The sequence below is a fragment of the Staphylococcus sp. HMSC077D08 genome (genome assembly GCF_001837945.1).
GTDB lineage: Bacteria > Bacillota > Bacilli > Staphylococcales > Staphylococcaceae > Staphylococcus > Staphylococcus epidermidis.
Genome location: NZ_KV834762.1, coordinates 283937 through 301897 on the forward strand (window position 1 = coordinate 283937; position 17961 = coordinate 301897).

18 protein-coding genes and 2 pseudogenes are annotated in these 17961 nt (G+C 30.2%); 6 read left to right on the forward strand and 14 right to left on the reverse strand.

Going from position 1 to position 17961, the window contains the following annotated elements:
- Window positions 1-219 precede the first annotated feature (219 nt).
- Window positions 220-534: a hypothetical protein gene (locus HMPREF2663_RS05815; protein WP_070845972.1), complete on the forward strand. Its 315-nt coding sequence runs from the start codon at window positions 220-222 to the stop codon at window positions 532-534.
- Between the two features lie 326 nt (window positions 535-860).
- On the opposite strand, the gene HMPREF2663_RS05820 is transcribed toward HMPREF2663_RS05815, so the two are convergent.
- The 4 genes from HMPREF2663_RS05820 to HMPREF2663_RS05835 all read right to left on the reverse strand — a co-directional run bounded on the left by HMPREF2663_RS05820 (window position 861) and on the right by HMPREF2663_RS05835 (window position 5002).
- Window positions 861-1667, reverse strand: coding sequence for a Cof-type HAD-IIB family hydrolase (locus tag HMPREF2663_RS05820; RefSeq protein ID WP_002475749.1), 807 nt, complete (start codon window positions 1665-1667; stop codon window positions 861-863).
- 62 nt (window positions 1668-1729) lie between these two features.
- A complete protein-coding gene (gene thrB / locus HMPREF2663_RS05825; RefSeq protein ID WP_002475747.1) occupies window positions 1730-2650 on the reverse strand; it encodes a homoserine kinase in 921 nt (306 codons plus the stop codon).
- A gap of 1 nt (window position 2651) precedes the next feature.
- On the reverse strand, window positions 2652-3716 hold the full coding sequence (thrC, locus tag HMPREF2663_RS05830) for a threonine synthase (RefSeq protein WP_002446349.1): 1065 nt from the start codon (window positions 3714-3716) through the stop codon (window positions 2652-2654).
- Window positions 3717-3721: 5 nt separating this feature from the next.
- Complete coding sequence (locus HMPREF2663_RS05835; protein WP_002446348.1) at window positions 3722-5002, reverse strand: homoserine dehydrogenase; 1281 nt, start codon at window positions 5000-5002, stop codon at window positions 3722-3724.
- Between the two features lie 188 nt (window positions 5003-5190).
- On the opposite strand from HMPREF2663_RS05835, the gene HMPREF2663_RS05840 reads away from it, so the two are divergent.
- Window positions 5191-6567, forward strand: a complete 1377-nt coding sequence (locus HMPREF2663_RS05840) for an aspartate kinase (RefSeq protein WP_070845974.1) — start codon at window positions 5191-5193, stop codon at window positions 6565-6567.
- Window positions 6568-6644: 77 nt separating this feature from the next.
- On the opposite strand, the gene HMPREF2663_RS05845 is transcribed toward HMPREF2663_RS05840, so the two are convergent.
- On the reverse strand, window positions 6645-7244 hold the full coding sequence (locus HMPREF2663_RS05845; protein ID WP_002446346.1) for a hypothetical protein: 600 nt from the start codon (window positions 7242-7244) through the stop codon (window positions 6645-6647).
- A gap of 326 nt (window positions 7245-7570) precedes the next feature.
- Between HMPREF2663_RS05845 and HMPREF2663_RS05850 the strand changes: the two genes are divergently transcribed.
- The gene (locus tag HMPREF2663_RS05850) at window positions 7571-8443 is read left to right on the forward strand and encodes a hypothetical protein (protein WP_002474892.1); all 873 of its coding nucleotides are present in this window, start codon (window positions 7571-7573) and stop codon (window positions 8441-8443) included.
- Window positions 8444-8446: 3 nt separating this feature from the next.
- Here HMPREF2663_RS05850 and HMPREF2663_RS13005 read toward each other — a convergent pair.
- Together HMPREF2663_RS13005 and HMPREF2663_RS05860 are read right to left on the reverse strand one after the other, a co-directional pair.
- Window positions 8447-8773, reverse strand: a pseudogene (locus tag HMPREF2663_RS13005) (IS5/IS1182 family transposase); the annotation flags it as partial.
- A gap of 416 nt (window positions 8774-9189) precedes the next feature.
- Complete coding sequence (locus tag HMPREF2663_RS05860; protein ID WP_002474894.1) at window positions 9190-9726, reverse strand: thermonuclease NucI; 537 nt, start codon at window positions 9724-9726, stop codon at window positions 9190-9192.
- A gap of 164 nt (window positions 9727-9890) precedes the next feature.
- On the opposite strand from HMPREF2663_RS05860, the gene HMPREF2663_RS05865 reads away from it, so the two are divergent.
- The gene (locus HMPREF2663_RS05865) at window positions 9891-10079 is read left to right on the forward strand and encodes a membrane protein (RefSeq protein WP_001829458.1); all 189 of its coding nucleotides are present in this window, start codon (window positions 9891-9893) and stop codon (window positions 10077-10079) included.
- A 166-nt stretch (window positions 10080-10245) separates the two neighbouring features.
- Here HMPREF2663_RS05865 and HMPREF2663_RS05870 read toward each other — a convergent pair whose 3' ends face one another.
- The 6 genes from HMPREF2663_RS05870 to HMPREF2663_RS05895 all read right to left on the reverse strand — a co-directional run bounded on the left by HMPREF2663_RS05870 (window position 10246) and on the right by HMPREF2663_RS05895 (window position 15450).
- Entirely contained in the window at window positions 10246-10848 is a 603-nt protein-coding gene (locus HMPREF2663_RS05870; protein ID WP_002474890.1) for a response regulator transcription factor, read from the reverse strand.
- Window positions 10845-11939, reverse strand: coding sequence for an ATP-binding protein (locus tag HMPREF2663_RS05875; protein WP_070845976.1), 1095 nt, complete (start codon window positions 11937-11939; stop codon window positions 10845-10847). The genes HMPREF2663_RS05870 and HMPREF2663_RS05875 overlap by 4 nt, the downstream gene beginning before the upstream one ends.
- Complete coding sequence (locus tag HMPREF2663_RS05880) at window positions 11939-12670, reverse strand: ABC transporter permease (RefSeq protein WP_070845978.1); 732 nt, start codon at window positions 12668-12670, stop codon at window positions 11939-11941. Before HMPREF2663_RS05880 ends, HMPREF2663_RS05875 begins: the two co-directional genes overlap by 1 nt.
- Window positions 12667-13542 carry an ABC transporter ATP-binding protein gene (locus tag HMPREF2663_RS05885; protein WP_002446339.1) on the reverse strand — a complete coding sequence of 292 codons (876 nt, stop codon included), beginning with the start codon at window positions 13540-13542 and terminating at the stop codon, window positions 12667-12669. Before HMPREF2663_RS05885 ends, HMPREF2663_RS05880 begins: the two co-directional genes overlap by 4 nt.
- A gap of 180 nt (window positions 13543-13722) precedes the next feature.
- A complete protein-coding gene (cls, locus tag HMPREF2663_RS05890) occupies window positions 13723-15195 on the reverse strand; it encodes a cardiolipin synthase (RefSeq protein WP_002446338.1) in 1473 nt (490 codons plus the stop codon).
- A gap of 57 nt (window positions 15196-15252) precedes the next feature.
- Entirely contained in the window at window positions 15253-15450 is a 198-nt protein-coding gene (locus HMPREF2663_RS05895) for a hypothetical protein (RefSeq protein WP_002458409.1), read from the reverse strand.
- Window positions 15451-15763: 313 nt separating this feature from the next.
- Here HMPREF2663_RS05895 and HMPREF2663_RS05900 point away from each other — a divergent pair, with 313 nt between their 5' ends.
- Both HMPREF2663_RS05900 and HMPREF2663_RS05905 read left to right on the forward strand, forming a co-directional pair.
- Window positions 15764-16789: a threonine aldolase family protein gene (locus tag HMPREF2663_RS05900; RefSeq protein WP_070845980.1), complete on the forward strand. Its 1026-nt coding sequence runs from the start codon at window positions 15764-15766 to the stop codon at window positions 16787-16789.
- 69 nt (window positions 16790-16858) lie between these two features.
- Complete coding sequence (locus tag HMPREF2663_RS05905) at window positions 16859-17542, forward strand: Ltp family lipoprotein (RefSeq protein ID WP_002489933.1); 684 nt, start codon at window positions 16859-16861, stop codon at window positions 17540-17542.
- A 46-nt stretch (window positions 17543-17588) separates the two neighbouring features.
- On the opposite strand, the pseudogene HMPREF2663_RS12290 reads toward HMPREF2663_RS05905, so the two are convergent.
- A pseudogene (locus HMPREF2663_RS12290) lies at window positions 17589-17961 on the reverse strand (transposase); the annotation flags it as partial.

A 17961-nucleotide genomic window follows, 5' to 3' on the forward strand; every position in this document is an offset into this window, starting at 1 on the left:
CTTTCAATATCAATATCCTCGATGCTAAAGAGTACTTCATACTTAATTTTTACTGAAAATATACATCGTGACTATAGACTGTGTTGGAGCTTCGAATTCGATAGGAATTTTGTTCACCTTCTTATTTATGATTTAATACCGTACATAAATTTTCGTTATTTTATGATTAAAACTTATAATGTATAATAAAGATAATAAAATGGTATAGAGGTGGATAACATGGTTGGACAAACAAATTTATTCGATGATGTTATAAAGAAAGAGGAACGCTTTGTTATAGTTGTTCAAGCACTTGAAGAAAAAAATGGTAAGCTCTTAAAACGGACTTTGAGAGAATATCCAAGCTTAGAGCACACGCAAATGAATGACCTTTTCTCACATCTTAAAGAAGTATTTCTTGAAGAACCTTTTGGGGTCAATCAATCAGCATATAGTATTACAGTTTATACAAATCTAGATTATGCTGCAAATCAAGTCTATGCACATGTTAAACGTTTTAAAGGGAAACATGACTGGACACATACTGCGAAATAGCAAGTCAATTGAAAGTCTTGATTTTCAATTGATTTGAAAGAAAAGAAAAAGTAAACAAAAATTTAAATATATTCATTGGCATGGATGAAGATTAATTATGTAACTTATATCATGAATAAAGAAGCCCGTAAATAAATTTTGAAAATTCATTTACGGGCTATTTTTCTAGGAATTATGTCACAGACTCATATAATATATTAACATGAAAAGTTCTTACTTATATTTATATCGACGTTGTTTTATGACTTACCACTCATAGGCAGAGAAGTCAGTTTCAATTAACCTTAAAATTATTAATTTTCACACTAATTCATTGAAATAATGCTTTAAACCAAAATTTCTTTTAATGCATAAGGAATACCATTAGAATTATTATCTAAAGTTACTTCGTCAGCAATTTTCTTGAGTTCATCGCTAGCATTTCCCATTGCTACAGAATATCCAGCAACTTCAAACATTGACTTATCATTCAAACTATCCCCGAATACTATGACTTCTTCTAGAGGAATTTGTAATCTTTTACAAAGTGCTTTTATTGCGTTTCCCTTCGAAACATTCTTTGCCATAAACTCTAGGAAAAAAGGCTTACTCGTTGTCACATCAATGTCTTTATTGAAGTTACCATCCAATTCAATACGTGCCTCAGTAATATGACTTACATAATCCACACCCATAACTTTAGGCACACTATGATTAATATATTCCTTCAAATCAGCAACACGATTCATAGGTAATCCGGTAAGTTGTGATTCTATGTTCATGTATTCATGACTACTATCGTGAATGATATATCCATTATCATAAGTAAGTACTAAAAAGTTCTTATCTCTACAATAATCTACAATATTATCGAAATTTTCTTTTGAAACAGGCTGATCGACCTCTACATTCTCATTAGCCATATTTATAGTTTTACCTCCATTATAACTAATAATGAAGCTATTGTATTTATTTAACTCTAAATCTCTCGCAGTAGGTAACATACCTTCTGTTGGACGACCAGAGGCCAATACCACATAATAACCACGCTTTTGAATATCTAATAAGTAAGATTTTGTCTCAATGGACAATTTATTATCACTGTTCATTAAAGTATCATCCATATCTAAAACTACCATTTTATACTGAGTCATATAGTATAGAACTCCTTTCAAGAGTTATTAAAAGTTTATTCTTAACTATATTTTACAATAATTTAGGACTTTAGGTACACTACTTCCTCTTTAACACCCATTTCATTAATTGTTACTAGTTCTGAAGCACAATTATTAATTTTCTCACGTAGTGTTCTAACTAATTTACCACTTTTTTCTTTTGGACAAAGAGTGAGTATCGTAGGTCCAGCTCCACTTATAACGGTTGCATATGCATCATGTTGACGTGATAGTTGACGTACTTGATTGAATTCTGGAATAAGATGTTGTCTATATGGTTCATGAAAACCATCTTGTTCCATCATCTTTCCAGCAAGTTTATATTTGTGCTGAATGAGAGCACAAATCATAGTGTTACTAATGGCACTATTTTGCACAGCACCTTTATGTGAAAATGTATCGGGTAATACCCTTCTAGAGTCTTCAGTGCGAAGCTCATATGGAGGTATAGTTAAAATTATATCTACGTGCGGAATTTCTATTCTAGCAACATCTGTTATTTTAGTTATTGGATTATAAAAACCTGCAATCAAACCTCCATATATTGTAGGTGCTACATTATCAGGGTGTCCCTCAATTTCAGTCGCTAGCTGTAACAATTCGTATTTAGATAATTGAATATTACCAAAGTAATTAGCAATAAAAAGAGCCCCGACTAATGCAGAGGCAGATGAACCTAATCCTCTAGCTAATGGAATATCACTTCTCATTTCGATTTGCAAGCTTGGGAGTGTAACATTGTATTTACGCGCAACATTTACAGCAGTTTGATAAATATAATTATTGTCATCTTTAGGTAAACCTTCTAGTTCTGAACTATAATATTGAAAATCCCAATTAGATTTTTCAATCTTACGTATAGACATATGCAAATATTTATCCAATGCCATACCAATTGAGTCAAATCCTACGCCTAGATTCGCGGTTGATGCAGGGATTTTGAGTTTTAAAACTTCCTCCATACTAGATTGCCCCTTTGATATATCTGATTATACTTTCTTTATTATTGGGTAAAGGTTGGATAGGATTATCTAAAAGAGAAATAGCTGTGTCAGGATCTTTAAGTCCATTCCCAGTTAATATTGCTACTATCTTTTTACCTTTAGGTAACTTACCAGAGCGATGAAGTTTGATTAGACCTGCAATTGAAGCATTACTCGCTGGTTCACTAAAAACACCTTCCTTTGTTGTCATTAATTGATAAGCTTCTAAAATTTCTTCATCTGTCACACTATCAATTAAACCGTTTGATTCATCGAGTGCATTAACAGCTTTTTGCCAACTAGCAGGATTCCCTATTCGAATAGCTGTAGCTATTGTTTCTGGATTTTTGATTATTTTATTTTGAACAATTGGAGATGCTCCTTCTGCTTGGAAGCCAAACATTTGTGGTAATTGAGTATTCTTTTTATTATGATACTCAACAAATCCTTGCCAATAAGCAGTTATATTACCTGCATTTCCCACTGGTATTGCTAAAATGTCAGGGGCTTGACCATCTAACTGTTCAACAATTTCAAAGGCACCTGTCTTTTGTCCTTCAATTCTAAATGGATTAACAGAATTAACTAATTCAATTTCATCATTTTCTTCAGCAATCTCTTTGACAATTTCAAGTGCTTCATCGAAGTTTCCTTCTATAGACACAATTTCTGCACCATACATAACTGCTTGTGATAATTTACCCAATGCTATTTTACCTTCAGGGATTACAACAATTGCTTTTAAACCAGCTCTTGCAGCATAAGCAGCTGCTGATGCTGAAGTATTACCAGTAGAAGCACAAATAACAACTTTTTTCCCTTGTTCTTTTGCCTTTGTTACAGCCATAACCATACCACGATCTTTAAATGAGCCAGTCGGGTTTGCTCCTTCATATTTAACATATAATTGAATATCTAATTTTTGAGAAAGATTTTCACAATAAATAAGTGGTGTATGTCCTTCATTTAGTGTTAGTGCCGGTGTAGATTGATTGACTGGTAAATATTCTTTAAATTCTTTAACTAATCCTTGCCATCTTTTCATAATTATTAAACTCCCTCTACAGGATAAACTTTCTTGACATTAAATCCTGATTGATTTAAAACTTTTTCTGGAGATGTTTCTATTCCAGTAACAATAATTGCATAGGTATCTTGATCCCTCTCAACGAGTTGCAACGATTTATGAAATGGTAATTTCTTTTTTATGTCATATTCAACTTTCTCCAAAGATTTATGACTGTGACTAATTACTATATAGTAATTAGATTTCTCTTGAATAACCACTGGTTCTGCACCATCCATCATTTCTTTCGTTTCCTCTGTCTTTAATTCAAAATGAGGTGGTAAAGTGTGTAAGTTTGATTCAAAGAAAAGTGCCACATTTAATAAGTCACTTACAACTGCACTTCCTGTTGCTAAACTACCTGCACCTTTACCATAAAACATTGTATCGCCAACAGCATCACCTATAACATATATTGCATTGTATTCGTTCTCTACAGCTGCAAGTTGGTGATTCTTATGTATCAGTGTCGGTTCCACTGAAGCATTCACATATCCATTTTCATATGTACCTTTACCTATTAATTTAATTTTATAATTTAATGCGCTTGCTGCATTGATGTCTGCTAATGTTATGTCACTAATTCCTACCAATTTAACATCATTAAGTTTAATGACTTGGTTAAAAGATAAATAAGATGTAATAACTACCTTTCTTGCAGCATCTACACCTTCTACATCATCTGTTGGATCAGCTTCAGCAAATCCTAATCTTTGTGCTTCTTCTAACGCATCTTTAAAAGTTGTTTGTTCATGAGTCATTTTTGAGAGAATAAAGTTAGAAGTTCCATTAAATATTCCCATAAATTTAGAAATATTATTTGCATTCAGTCCATTATTAATAGCATTGACAATAGGGATACCACCTGCCACACTTGCTTCAAATTTAAGAGCGACGCCATTTTCTTCAGCTAAGTCTTCTAACAATTTTAAATGGATAGCTAGTAAATCCTTATTTGCTGTAATCACATGTTTTTTATTTTTAAGGGCTGTTCTTAACCAATCAACAGTAGGTTCAATACCACCCATAACTTCAACGACTATATCAATAGAATTGTCATTTAAGATGTCATTAATATCTTCTGTAAGATGATATTGACTAATATTTAACGGACGTTTCTTAGATTTATCTCGGACTAGAATATGTTTAATGACAATATCCTTATTGATGGTGTCTTTAATCTGTTGTCTATTCTCTTCAATAATCTTTACAACACCTGATCCGACAGTTCCCAAACCAAGTAATGCGATATTTAACTCTTTCATGTAAATTACCTCCGTTTGTGCTTTTGAGAAAAACAATTGTACTGTTGAAAAATACTATATAATGGTTTAGTATAAAATCATTCTAAATTTTTGTAAAGTTCTTAATATTGAAAATATAAATCTATATTACCATGCTTAATCAGAAAACTAAATAAAATTTTCTGATTTTTTAGAAAGGTAGGAAAATTATGAAAGTTGCTAAGTTTGGTGGAAGTTCTGTGTCAACTGCAGAACAAATTAAAAAAGTATTAACTATTGTGAATGAAGATCCTGAACGTAAAATCATTATCGTTTCAGCTCCAGGAAAAAGGCATAATGACGACATTAAAACTACTGATTTATTAATTCGTCTCTATGAAAAAGTACTTAATAAATTAAATTATGAAAGTAAAAAACAAGAAATTATTCAAAGATATGCTGATATAGTAGAAGAATTAGGTATAGGAAATGACATTCTAATAACAATTAATGATACTTTAGAGAAATATATTAAAGATCTTTCTGACAAACCTAACCGTTTATATGATGCTTTATTGTCTTGTGGCGAAAATTTTAATGCTCAATTAATAGCCCAATATAATAATAGTCAAGGTATTCCTACTCGTTATATTTCTCCTAAAGAAGCTGGATTAACCGTAACTGATCTACCACAACAGGCTCAAATTTTAGATTCCGCATATAATGATATATACAAATTGCGTGATTATGATGAAAAACTAATTATTCCTGGTTTTTTCGGAGTCTCAAAACAAAATTATATCGTTACGTTTCCACGTGGTGGTTCTGACATAACTGGCGCTATCATAGCACGTGGCGTTCGAGCCTCACTTTATGAAAACTTCACTGATGTATCAGGAATATATAAAGCTAATCCAAATATCATAAATAATCCTGAACTCATTGAGGAAATAACTTATAGGGAAATGCGAGAGCTATCTTATGCAGGATTTGGAGTTTTTCACGATGAAGCTCTACAACCTTTATACAAAGATCGAATTCCGGTAGTTATCAAAAATACTAATCGTCCGAATGATAAAGGGACATACATTTTACATGACCGTGAAATTGATTCTAAAAATGTCATTAGTGGAATTAGTTGTGATAAAGGGTTTACTGTAATTAATATTAAAAAATATTTAATGAATAGATTAGTTGGATTTACACGAAAGATTCTTGGCGTTTTAGAAGAATTTAATATATCATTTGACCACATGCCTTCCGGTATTGATAACATAAGTATTATCATGCGTACAAATCAAATTCAAGGTAAAGAAAGTCAAGTTCTTAATGCCATACGCAAACGTTGTGAAGTTGATGAATTAAGTATCGACCATGATTTAGCAGTACTAATGATTGTTGGTGAAGGTATGAGTCAAGTTGTTGGTACAGCTAGTAAAATTACTCATGCCCTTTCAGAATCAAACATTAATTTAATAATGATAAACCAAGGTGCTTCTGAAATTTCAATGATGTTTGGAATTCATGAAGCAGATGCTGAGAAAGCAGTATTATCTACGTACGAATTTTGTTACAACGGCGTTTGTTTAAAAAATTTGTGTAAATAAAATAAAAAAGATTTCTACATCACTTTCAATACATAAAGTAAATTTATTAACTCTGTATCAATGATGTAGAAATCTTTTTAAGATATCTTTTTAGCCGAACTATTTACTATAGCCTTTTTAATACGCTGTTCACCTACTACTAATTTTAAAATATAGAATTGATAATAACTAAGAGAATCAATAACAGCTTTATAATTACTAAACTGATGATATTTTTGTTCACTCATTAAATCATACATAAGAACTATTTCTGGCTTGATATAATCTACGTTCCAACTTAAAGAATGAAAATATATATTATTTTTAGGTAAACGTATATGATGATCTAGCCTAAATAGCCATTCATCATTTACAACATCATAAACAAATATTGTCATGACTTCTGTATCGTTTTTAAATATTTTAACATGTTCAACATCTGATAAAGATAAAGATTCTCTTAATCTTTCATTTAGCTGTTCATCATAATAATGAATCGTAAATTCTTCAGGAATCACTCTGATAATTTCCAATAACTTTTTGCGCTCAACACAAATATCTACTTTCGATGGTAATATAAAATCATCATTTAGAAATAGATGCATCGCTACCTCGCCGTGAAATTTGAATAAATGAGATGATGTTTTCCTTAAAATTTCGACTATTTTATTCACTGGTTTTTCTTCTTTAACGTACATGTTACCACCCCTAGAGCAAGCGCTTTCATAGTTAATTATACATTCTTTTTTTCACTTATCAAACAAATAAATGTGAACATTTAGTAAAATTTATTTTATTTTCAATAAAATTATTTTCATAAAAAGTTACTGTATCACTATTTGCTTCGCATATGATAGGGCTCTCATAAAAATTCACGAAAAATTAATTGATATGTAAATATTTCGTCACTACTATTTGATAAAACACATTTCCCCTCTCCTTTTCATTGAACTCAAAATTTAAGAAGTTTATAATTTATCTTGCAAATAGAATTTATTATATTAAAAGATTTGGGTGAGTAGTAATGTCTTTAACAATTATCTTATCTATAATAATTATTATTTTGATTATGGCTATGGTTCTTAATCAAAAATTTATGAAAGATAGGATTGAAACAGAAGAATATGCTAGAAATCAATTAATCTCTAAAAATTCAACTTTAAGTGAAGAAAATTTATCGTTGAAAAACCAAATGTTAAGTACAAACAATAACGTCGGTCACCACGCTTTTAAAAACGCCAAGCGTGAATTAAGAAAAATATTAAATCGATTTAAAGAAGAAGGTCGTTTACGATCATTTACAATTGTTCCTACGAGTAATTTGGCTGTTAAACATCCCCTTTTCGAATATGCACGTTCATTCGATTTTATTATCATTACTGATGTTGGTTTGATAAATGTGGATGTTAAAAATTGGAACCAAAAAACGTTCTATCATTTTGATGTGCCAGATCAACATCTTGAAGAAGGACAACCACAATATAATACCGAAAAGGTTGTCGGACATTATATTAGCAATCGATATCATAGTCAGTTTAAAACAACACGTTCTGGTGTTTATACTTTTATTGAGATTTTACAGGATAATCGTGTAATATATGAATTTTATGACCACGATCCATACGATAAAGCTGCAAACAATGCAAAAGCATTAAAGGATAAAATTGAAAATGACTATAATTTTAAAATTCAAAGTATTGGCGTCATCTACTTTAGTGATGGTAGCGTTAATATTATTGAAGGATCCGACGAGAGTGATAAATATGTCGACACCGTATCTACTCCGATATCACTTGAAAAAGTAATTGAGGATGCTATCAATTTATCTAAGCACCCCCTTACTGATAAACAAATCGAAGAAATTTCTGAAAGCTTTAAACAACATATGAATAATTAAAATTCAAAAAAGAGGCTGGGACATAAAGTTCCAAGATAAATAAAAAAAGACAATTTCTATTGAAATAATATAGAAATTGTCTTTTTTTATTATTTTTTTGATTATTTTTAGCTCGTTGAGCTGTTACTTTTCTTATATTAAGTACCATTAGCACAAATCCTAGTTCTCTTTTGACTTTAGTTACGTTTCGAACCGACATACAAATAAAACTCAAAATAACTTTCGTAAATCTATCAACAAGTTTCACATCAAATTTCTTTAACTGCAAACGTTTCTTCTAATAAGAAATCTCATCCCAATTTGAATTTTAAAATAGCTTAAATTGTAATTTTACATTCCAACTTATTAAATTATCTATTATCAACAATGTTGTCATATATATTTTTAATTTTAACGTTTTAATACGATTCAGTAGTCATAGCACACATTTATATGACAACACTTATAGCAATTATTTCATGAATAAATAAACTTAATTATAAACCGTATCAGTTTACATTAGAAATCTTTTTAAAACATAATGTTTTTCACTAGACTAAGAAGTAGATATTCTAATTTCTACTTTATTGAAACACTAGTCAGAAACGTAGTTGAAATCTACTAAATATCACTCTTTTTTTATTCTAATCTCTTTAGCTAGAATAAGAAAACGCTGCAAAACAAAATGGTCCAACTTAGTTTCTACTTATTGATATAACAAATGAATTTTATATTTCCAATCAATATCAGACTCTAAATTATCGCTACTAGCTCCAAATATTTAAATTTCTCTTTTTTGCCTCTTCTTGAGCGTTTACGAAGGTATCCCTATATTTTCCGTTTGGAGAAAAATACTTTTCTCTGGCTAGACCTTTTTTCACCAATGATTCGTTAAACATATCTCCATTTTTTAACCATACGTACGCCAAAGTACGACCATACCTATCAGTTTTTTCTTTATCATATTCTAAATAAACATTTTGATGCGTGAGATACTTCTTCGTATAATTAGATGCTTGTTTACCATAGGGTTGAACTGGCGTATTAGGCTTAACAGTCTCTGGCGTATCTACACCAATTAATCTGACTTTAATTTCCTCTCCATTTTTTTGAGCAACAAATGTATCACCATCTACAACTCGTTTCACATATACTTTGTCTTTACCATTTAAATTAGATTTTTCTGATTGATGTTGAGATTCTGAACCACTAAACGGTCCAGAATGGTTTACAAACTGAAAAATAATAACAAGTATTCCTATCATCGCTACTACAAAAAGCGATGACATTTTCTTAGATTTCAATAATGTCACCTTATTTCACTTAATATCCCGATTAATACTAAAGAAAATTTGATCCAACGTCAAATGATTTCATACTATTACAAGTAATCAAATTTATATAATTACAATCTCGCTTTCCAAATTATAAGAGCATGATATAATACATGATGTTAGGAGTGAAAGAAATGGATACGTCTAATGAAAATAAAATAACAATCATTGCCGTCATAGTAGCAATAATTGTTGGTGTCGTACTACAAATTGTCTTTAAACTACCCTTAATCGTGAGTTTAGTGGGGTCAGTATTTTTAGGTATGTTCGTTGGTTTTATCGTCTACCTAATTCAATCATTTCGTCGTAAAAAAAAGAATTAAAATAGGATAATATTTAGTATATATAGTTTAAAATTAAACATCATGCACTCAGTAACTTTGTCTCACTACAAAGTTTTATTTATCAAAACTTTATAGTAATGATAATTGTTAGATTGATTTAATTTTATAGAGTCTGCCTCAATTATGAATGGTGGACTCTTATTAATTAAATCCAACCCTTTTCATTTGCTTTTTTCCATGCCTCGAAACGATGATCTGAATTCATTTTGTCTATAATAGTACTAGTATAGTTACGCACGGTCCCGTTTGATAAATACAATTTGTTAGCAATCTCTTTGCTACTTAATCCATTGCCTATTTCTCTTAAAACAACTTGTTCTTTATGAGTTAATGGATTCGATTCAGTAAACAATGACGTCATGAGCGAAGGGCTATATTCCTTCTCACCCTTTGTCACTTTATAAATAGTTTTAATTAAATCATCAATTGAACGCTCTTTTAGTACATAAGCATCAACATCATTTGCTACGGCTTTTTCAAAATAACCTGGACGTTTAAATGTAGTCACTATGATTATTCTTGTATTGAGTTGTTTTTTTCTTACATAAGATAAGATTTCCAAGCCTGTTATACCCGGAATTTCAATATCTAAAATGGCTACATTGGGTTCATTATTTTCAATAAACTCGAGTGCTTCTACACCATTTTCAAAATCTTTTAGTACATTCATTTCTTCATGCATTTCTATCAGTTGTACCATAGCTTTTCTTAACATCAATTGATCCTCAGTTATGACAAGCGATATCATAATAAATCACCTCTAGGTATTTCAACAATAATAAGTGTTCCATTATTTGATTGTACAATTAATTTACCATTTAAATAATCTACACGTTTTTTAATACTTTTCAAATTTGAAGCATTCTCATTTTCTATTCCCACACCATTATCTTTAATTTTTAAAATGATTTGATGCTCATGTACCTCCAATTCACCTTTTACTTCAGTCGCATGTGCATGTTTAATAACATTATTAATTGCTTCTCTAAAAATCATAGATAATATTGATTGTTTCGCTGGGTTTAATGATTTAGCCGCACTTTTATTGTTAAATTTAAAATCTAGATTAGCATTTTGCAATAAGTTTTCCAATGATGAAATTTCATCTTCAAAAGATTGTATCTTCAAATCATCAATAATGAGTCTAACTTTATTTAAGGCTTCTGTTGAAAGTTGATTTATTGCCTGCATTTCATTTTTTGCTTCTTCTGGATTAGTATCTATGAGTTTAACAGCTAATTCAGACTTCAAAGTAAGACTAGCAAATACATGTCCTAATGTATCATGAAGATCTTGACTTATTCTATTACGCTCTTGTTGAGCTATTAATACATTAATATACTTATTCTTTTCATCAAGTTTAGCTTTCATAATTCGTTCGTCTCTATTTTTAAAATTACCTACAGCAACAATTAATATAACCAAATAAAATGCACTTAATGGAACCACAAATGTTGGATTAAATATATAAGTTAGTATTAAGCAACTTATCATAGCTATTAAAAAGGTTATAAATTCTTTTGATACAACACGAACATTAAAAATAAAAGGTAAGGCGAATGCACTATAGAAGAAAAACAAACTATTCATAGGATTGACACTATAGACAAAATAAAAGATTCCTAAATAATGAATAACCAGTAATGAATATAAAATACTATCACTAAGGTGTTTATAAAATAAAATAATCGTCACATAGCTGATTATAAAAATAGTACAAACAATTAAATAAGTGAATAAGTTACCACGTTTGTCAACAAATATAGCTAAAATCGGAAATATTAAATATATTAAAGTACTTAATTCCCCTATTCTCGCTCCCCAACTTCTTGATTCCATTAGGATACATCTCCTTTCTTATTCATGAATAAAGCAATACTCAAAAAGATTATACTATAGACTATGAGATAGCCAATCGCTTCTATATTCACCACTTTATCTTGCGCTAAATCTATAGCAAGTAGCTTTAAATTATATGTTGGCATGTTTTTAGAAATCGACTGAAGCCAATCAGGAAACGTGTTTACTGGAAACCATAAACCTCCTAATATAGCTAGTGTAATATTAAGTAAATTGGCAAAACTACTTGCTTTTTGAATATCATTGAGTTGAGCGATAATCAATCCTAAAGTCAAAAATAAACTAACACCAATCCATAAAGTTAATGCAGAGAATATCCATTGAAAAACAGTCATGTGAACATCTTTGTAAAAATGAGCTACTGAAAAAATAATTATAATTGCTATTATAAACTGACACATTGTCTTACTAATTTTAACTAAATAATATTGAAATGATGATAATGGGGTCACCATTAACCGTTTATACCAACCTTGATTTCGCTCTTCAATCAAATCTAATGGAAATGACAATAGACAAAAGTTCATTAGACTAAATACTGTCATACTATACATATACTCTTTATAAAACTTAAGTTTTGCTTCTTCTGGCATGTCCAATATAGAAGTAAATAATAAATAAAACACGACAGGTAGGAATATGGACACAACTAAATACAATTTCTTTCTAAATATAATCTTTAATTCTATTTTAAAATATGTTGATATCACTGGTAATTCCCTCCTTTAGACATATCATTAGAAAACATGACTTCCAATAAAGACTTTTTAAGAATTTCAATCTTATTGAAATTGACATGATATTGTTTCAATAATTGTAAAACATCACTCACATCAGTAGTTTTTATCTCATATCTATTTTTTATTAATTTAATTTCGTATTTATGTTTCAGTTGATTGATAAGTTCTTGATATTTGCATGGAATTCGAATTACAGAATAACTTTGATTCCTTTTTATATTTTCTGGTGCATCATCTAATTGAATTTTCCCTTTATCTAACATCATTACTTGATCAGCCATTCTTTCAACTTCTTCAATGTAATGAGAAGTATATAGTATCGTAGTATTATTCATTTTTAATTTTTCTATAACATTCCAAAAATGTTGACGCATTTCTACATCCATACCTGACGTAGGCTCATCTAAAATTAACAGTTCAGGTTTACCCACCAATGCTAAAGCAAAATCTAAAATCCTCTGCTGTCCGCCTGATAAATTACATGCAAACTGATCCATTTGACGGTCACTAAATTGTGTGATTTCTTTAAACTGATGAAAAGAAATAAACGTTTGATAAAAGGATTGATATAAATGTAATAATTCGCAAACCTTTATGTATTTAGGAAACTCTGTTTTTTGAAAAAGAATACCCATCTTATGTTTATTTAACAAATTTGATTTATCAGCGATTTGACCACTATCATAGTGATTATTTCCAACGATAATATCAATTAACGTTGACTTACCTGCTCCATTTTTACCTATTAATGCCGTACAACAATTATTTTTTATATTAATACTTATATCTTCTAAAACATTATGTTTCTTGAAAGATTTAGAAATATGTCGTAGTTCAATCACTACCGTCACACCCCTTGATTAATGTTACTTATAATTTAGCAAGTTTAAGTGAGTGATATTAGTACCGAATGTCATTAATTAACAATGACATTTGTCATATCGTGCATAAAAGTTTACATAATATATTTACTGTTTTTAAAAAAATACCCTCGTTCATTTAAACGAGGGTATTTTGAAATTTTATAAAATTGGAGATATTAATTTTGCTAGTCCTTCTTTAAATTTAATTGATAATGGGCGCTTGTTGTATTCTTCTTTTGTAAGTAATTTAGATTGCTCAATATCTTTTTCAAATGCTTGACGTAACTGTTTAGCAATATCTTCATCATATATAAATGCGTTCACTTCGAAATTCAGCTCAAAACTTCTAAAGTCCATGTTTGCACTACCAATTGAAGAAATTTCATCATCAATCATTAATATTTTAGAGTGAATAAATCCATTTTGATAAGTGTAAATATTAACGCCGCTATCTAATAAATCAGCTGCATTTGAAAATGTAGCCCAATAAACGAATGGATGGTCAGGTTTACACGGAATCATAAGGTTTACTTCAACACCACTATTAGCAGCCATTTTTAATGCATTAATGTATGATTGGTCTGGAATAAAGTAAGGGCTTTGTAGATAAATAGACTTTTTAGCACTCATTATCATTTTTGTATAACCATATTCTATTTGATGTAAATCAAATGCAGGTCCACTAGAAGCGATTTGAATAGCTGTGTTCCCTTTGTCCCCATTTTTTTTAGGGAAGTACTTTTGATCAAATTTAAATTGTGGACGATGCGACTGTGAATTCCAGTCTAAAATAAATCTTAATTGTAGTGCATCGATGCCTTCACCTTGAACACGTGTATGTGTGTCTCTCCAGTAACCTAACTTACCTAATCCTAAATAATCATCGCCAACATTGAAACCGCCAATGTAACCAATTTGTCCATCTATAATGATAATCTTTCTATGATTTCGATTATTCATTCTAAAATTGATTAAAGGTACTTTCGAAGGGAAAAATGCTTCAACTTCTCCACCTAATGCTCTGAAATGTTTAAATTTTGATAATCTAACCTTCTTAGAACCAACATCGTCATACAACAGTTTAACTTCTAAACCTTCTCTAAGTTTTGTTTCAAGTGCATCTAAGATTCTTTTACCTAATCCATCAAGTTCAAAGGTATAGTACTCTAGATGTATATAGTCTTGAGCATTGTAAATATCCTCAAGTACTTTTTCATAAAGCTTATGACCATCTGTAAATAAATCAATTTTATTATTTTCTGTTAAAAAGGCATCTTGTTTCATTAACAACATACGAATTAAATCACGGTGTTTTATGACTTGATCATTGATATAACCATAATTGTGTTTATCAAAACTGTCGATTTGGTCTTGAACTAAATCTTCAAATGCATGTAATTCATCACCGTTATTTTTTTCCATCTTTTTCTTGGAAACCGTTCGTCCTAAAAATAAATACAAAATAAATCCAATGACAGGAAGAACGAATAATACGAATAACCACGCCCATGTTGAACTGGCAGTACGTCGATCACGTTCAAGGAAAATGATGACAAATGCCAGTACTATATTAGTTATAAACCCAAGTACTAACAATATAGTTAAAATGGTGCCCAAAAATCCAAAATTCATTACTAAATACTCCTATTCAGTCTTTCACCAAGAAAATTTAGTTGCCGATTTACCGAACTATACTTCAGTTACCAATGTTAAAATAGCATTAAAGTCCTCGTCATTATGCGGAAATGCACGTTCTTCGATTTGTTTAATGGTAATGTTTAATAATTTATAACCATTACCCTCTTGAGACTTCAAAAACGAATTAACACTTTTCTCTAAGCTCTCCAGTGTTTCCTCAGTTAAAGTTTTAAATTTTATTTGTTGCATAAATCCCATACCCCTTTCATTATATTGATTAAATCATAGAACTTTTCATACAAAATTTCAATTAATTTAGAGGAATTATCTTTTATAAATCAAACGTTCATTATCTTGAACAGAATATATTTTAATTTAAATGGTATTGATGTATAATAAATTACATTCGATTGAATATTCAGAAATTTTATTAGTCTAGATTCACATCAATGTCTTTATTGCTCCTCTTTTAATTGATTGAAATCTTTTCTAATTGAGAGCTAATCAACACTTTTCATCGAATAAATTAATAAATATCGATTTAACATTGGAGGGAACGCTTGTGATTTCATTTGAAAATGATTATTTAGAAGGTGCACATGAAAAAGTTTTAAATCGATTAGTAGAGACAAATCGAATACAAGCTGCTGGATATGGCTTCGATGACTTTTCGGCACAAGCTGCAGATAAAATTAGACAACGTATTGACTGTCCAGATGCTACCATTCGATTTTTAGTAGGTGGTACGCAAACCAATCAAGTAGTTATTAACTCAATGCTTGATAGTTATGAAGGAGTTATATCCGCTGATACAGGACATGTGGCAGTCCATGAAGGTGGTGCTATAGAATTCAGTGGACATAAAGTTCTAACCATACCCCCCCAAGAAGGTAAAATTACTGCTCAAGATGTTGAGAATTATATAGAAACTTTTGAAAGTGATTTTAAAAAAGAACACATGGTGTATCCAGGGATGGTCTATATTTCACATCCAACCGAATACGGAACTTTATACACTAAAGAGGAATTACAATCTTTATCTAGAGTTTGCCGTAGACATCAGATTCCACTATTTATGGATGGTGCACGTTTAGGTTATGGCCTTATGAGCAATCACACTAATGTAACTATCGAAGATGTTGCAAAATACTGTGATGTGTTTTACATAGGCGGTACTAAGATTGGAGCACTTTGTGGTGAAGCAATCGTATTCACTAAACAAAATGAACCTAAAAACTTCACTACAATTATAAAACATCATGGTGCTTTATTAGCAAAAGGCCGTCTAACTGGTGTTCAATTTCTAGAATTATTCACTGATGATTTATATTTTGATATAAGTCGACATGCTATTGAAATGGCTGAAAAGGTAAAAAAAGGATTTATAGATAAAGGGTATCAAGTCTATTTTGATTCACCAACCAACCAACAATTTTTTATTTTAAGTAACGATAAAATTGAAGAACTAAAACAAAAGGTAAAATTCGCAGTTTGGGAGAAATATGATAATCAACATCGTGTAGTACGCTTCGCGACAAGTTGGGCCACTACTGAAGAAAATGTTAATCAATTACTTAAACTAATATAAAGTACAAAATGAAGTTATAAAAACTGTATCACTACAGGCAGCTAAGAATATAGTCAGGAGGACTATGCTATGCAACAAGAACGACAATCGTGGTACCAAAAATCTTGGTTTATTATTCTCACATTGCTATTTATTTTTCCATTAGGTCTCTTTCTAATGTGGAGGTATGCGCATTGGAAAATTTGGTTGAAATTGGTTGTTTCATCAGTCTATACTATTGGTTTAGTTTTAACAGTTTTATTTCAAGTTAGTCTATTAAATGAAAACAAACCAAATCAAACAGAACATGCATCAACTATGAAAGAAAAGTCTGATATAAATAATGTAAAAACAACTAGAAATAAAAATATTGAAAAATCAATGCACAAAGACAAACAAGACTCTGTGAACTTAAAGCAAAACACAAAAGATCAAAACAATAACGCAAATGATGAAGTAGCTTCTCCAACTAGCGAACAAAATGCAGCTATAGCACAAGCAAAATCATATGCAAATTCATTACCTATCTCTAAGAAAAGTTTATACAAACAATTAACTTCGGAATACGGAGAGAAATATCCGGCAGACGTAGCACAGTATGCTGTTGACCATATCAGTGTAGATTATAAAAAGAATGCATTGAGATTAGCAAAAAGTTACGTAAAAAATATAAACATTTCTAATCAAGCGTTATATGATCAACTCGTTTCAGAAAATGGAGAAGGATTTACTCCTGAAGAAGCACAATATGCAATGGATCATTTAGATAGGTAATCATTAAGAAAGAGTTTTAACATTACAGAGTCCAGGACATAAAGTTTTAGTATAAGTAACAAAAGACAATTTCTGTTAAAATAATATAGAAATTGTCTTTTTTATAATTTTTTGATTATTTTCAGCTCATTGAGCTGTTACTTTTTTTATATTAAGTGCCATTAGCACAAATCCTAGTTCTCTTTTGGCTTTATCTATCCCTCGAACTGACATTCTAGTGAAACCCAAAATAGCCTTCATAAATCCAAAAACAGGCTCCACATCAATTTTCCTTTGACTGTAGATCGTTTTTGTTTTAGGTTTTGAAAGCTTTTTATTAATTTGGGCTTTAAAATATTACAAATAATAATTCTTCATTATTTTTTATTTGCTTTTGAATTGAAGTTCATACAATGGTGTTTCAGAGGACACTCTGAACA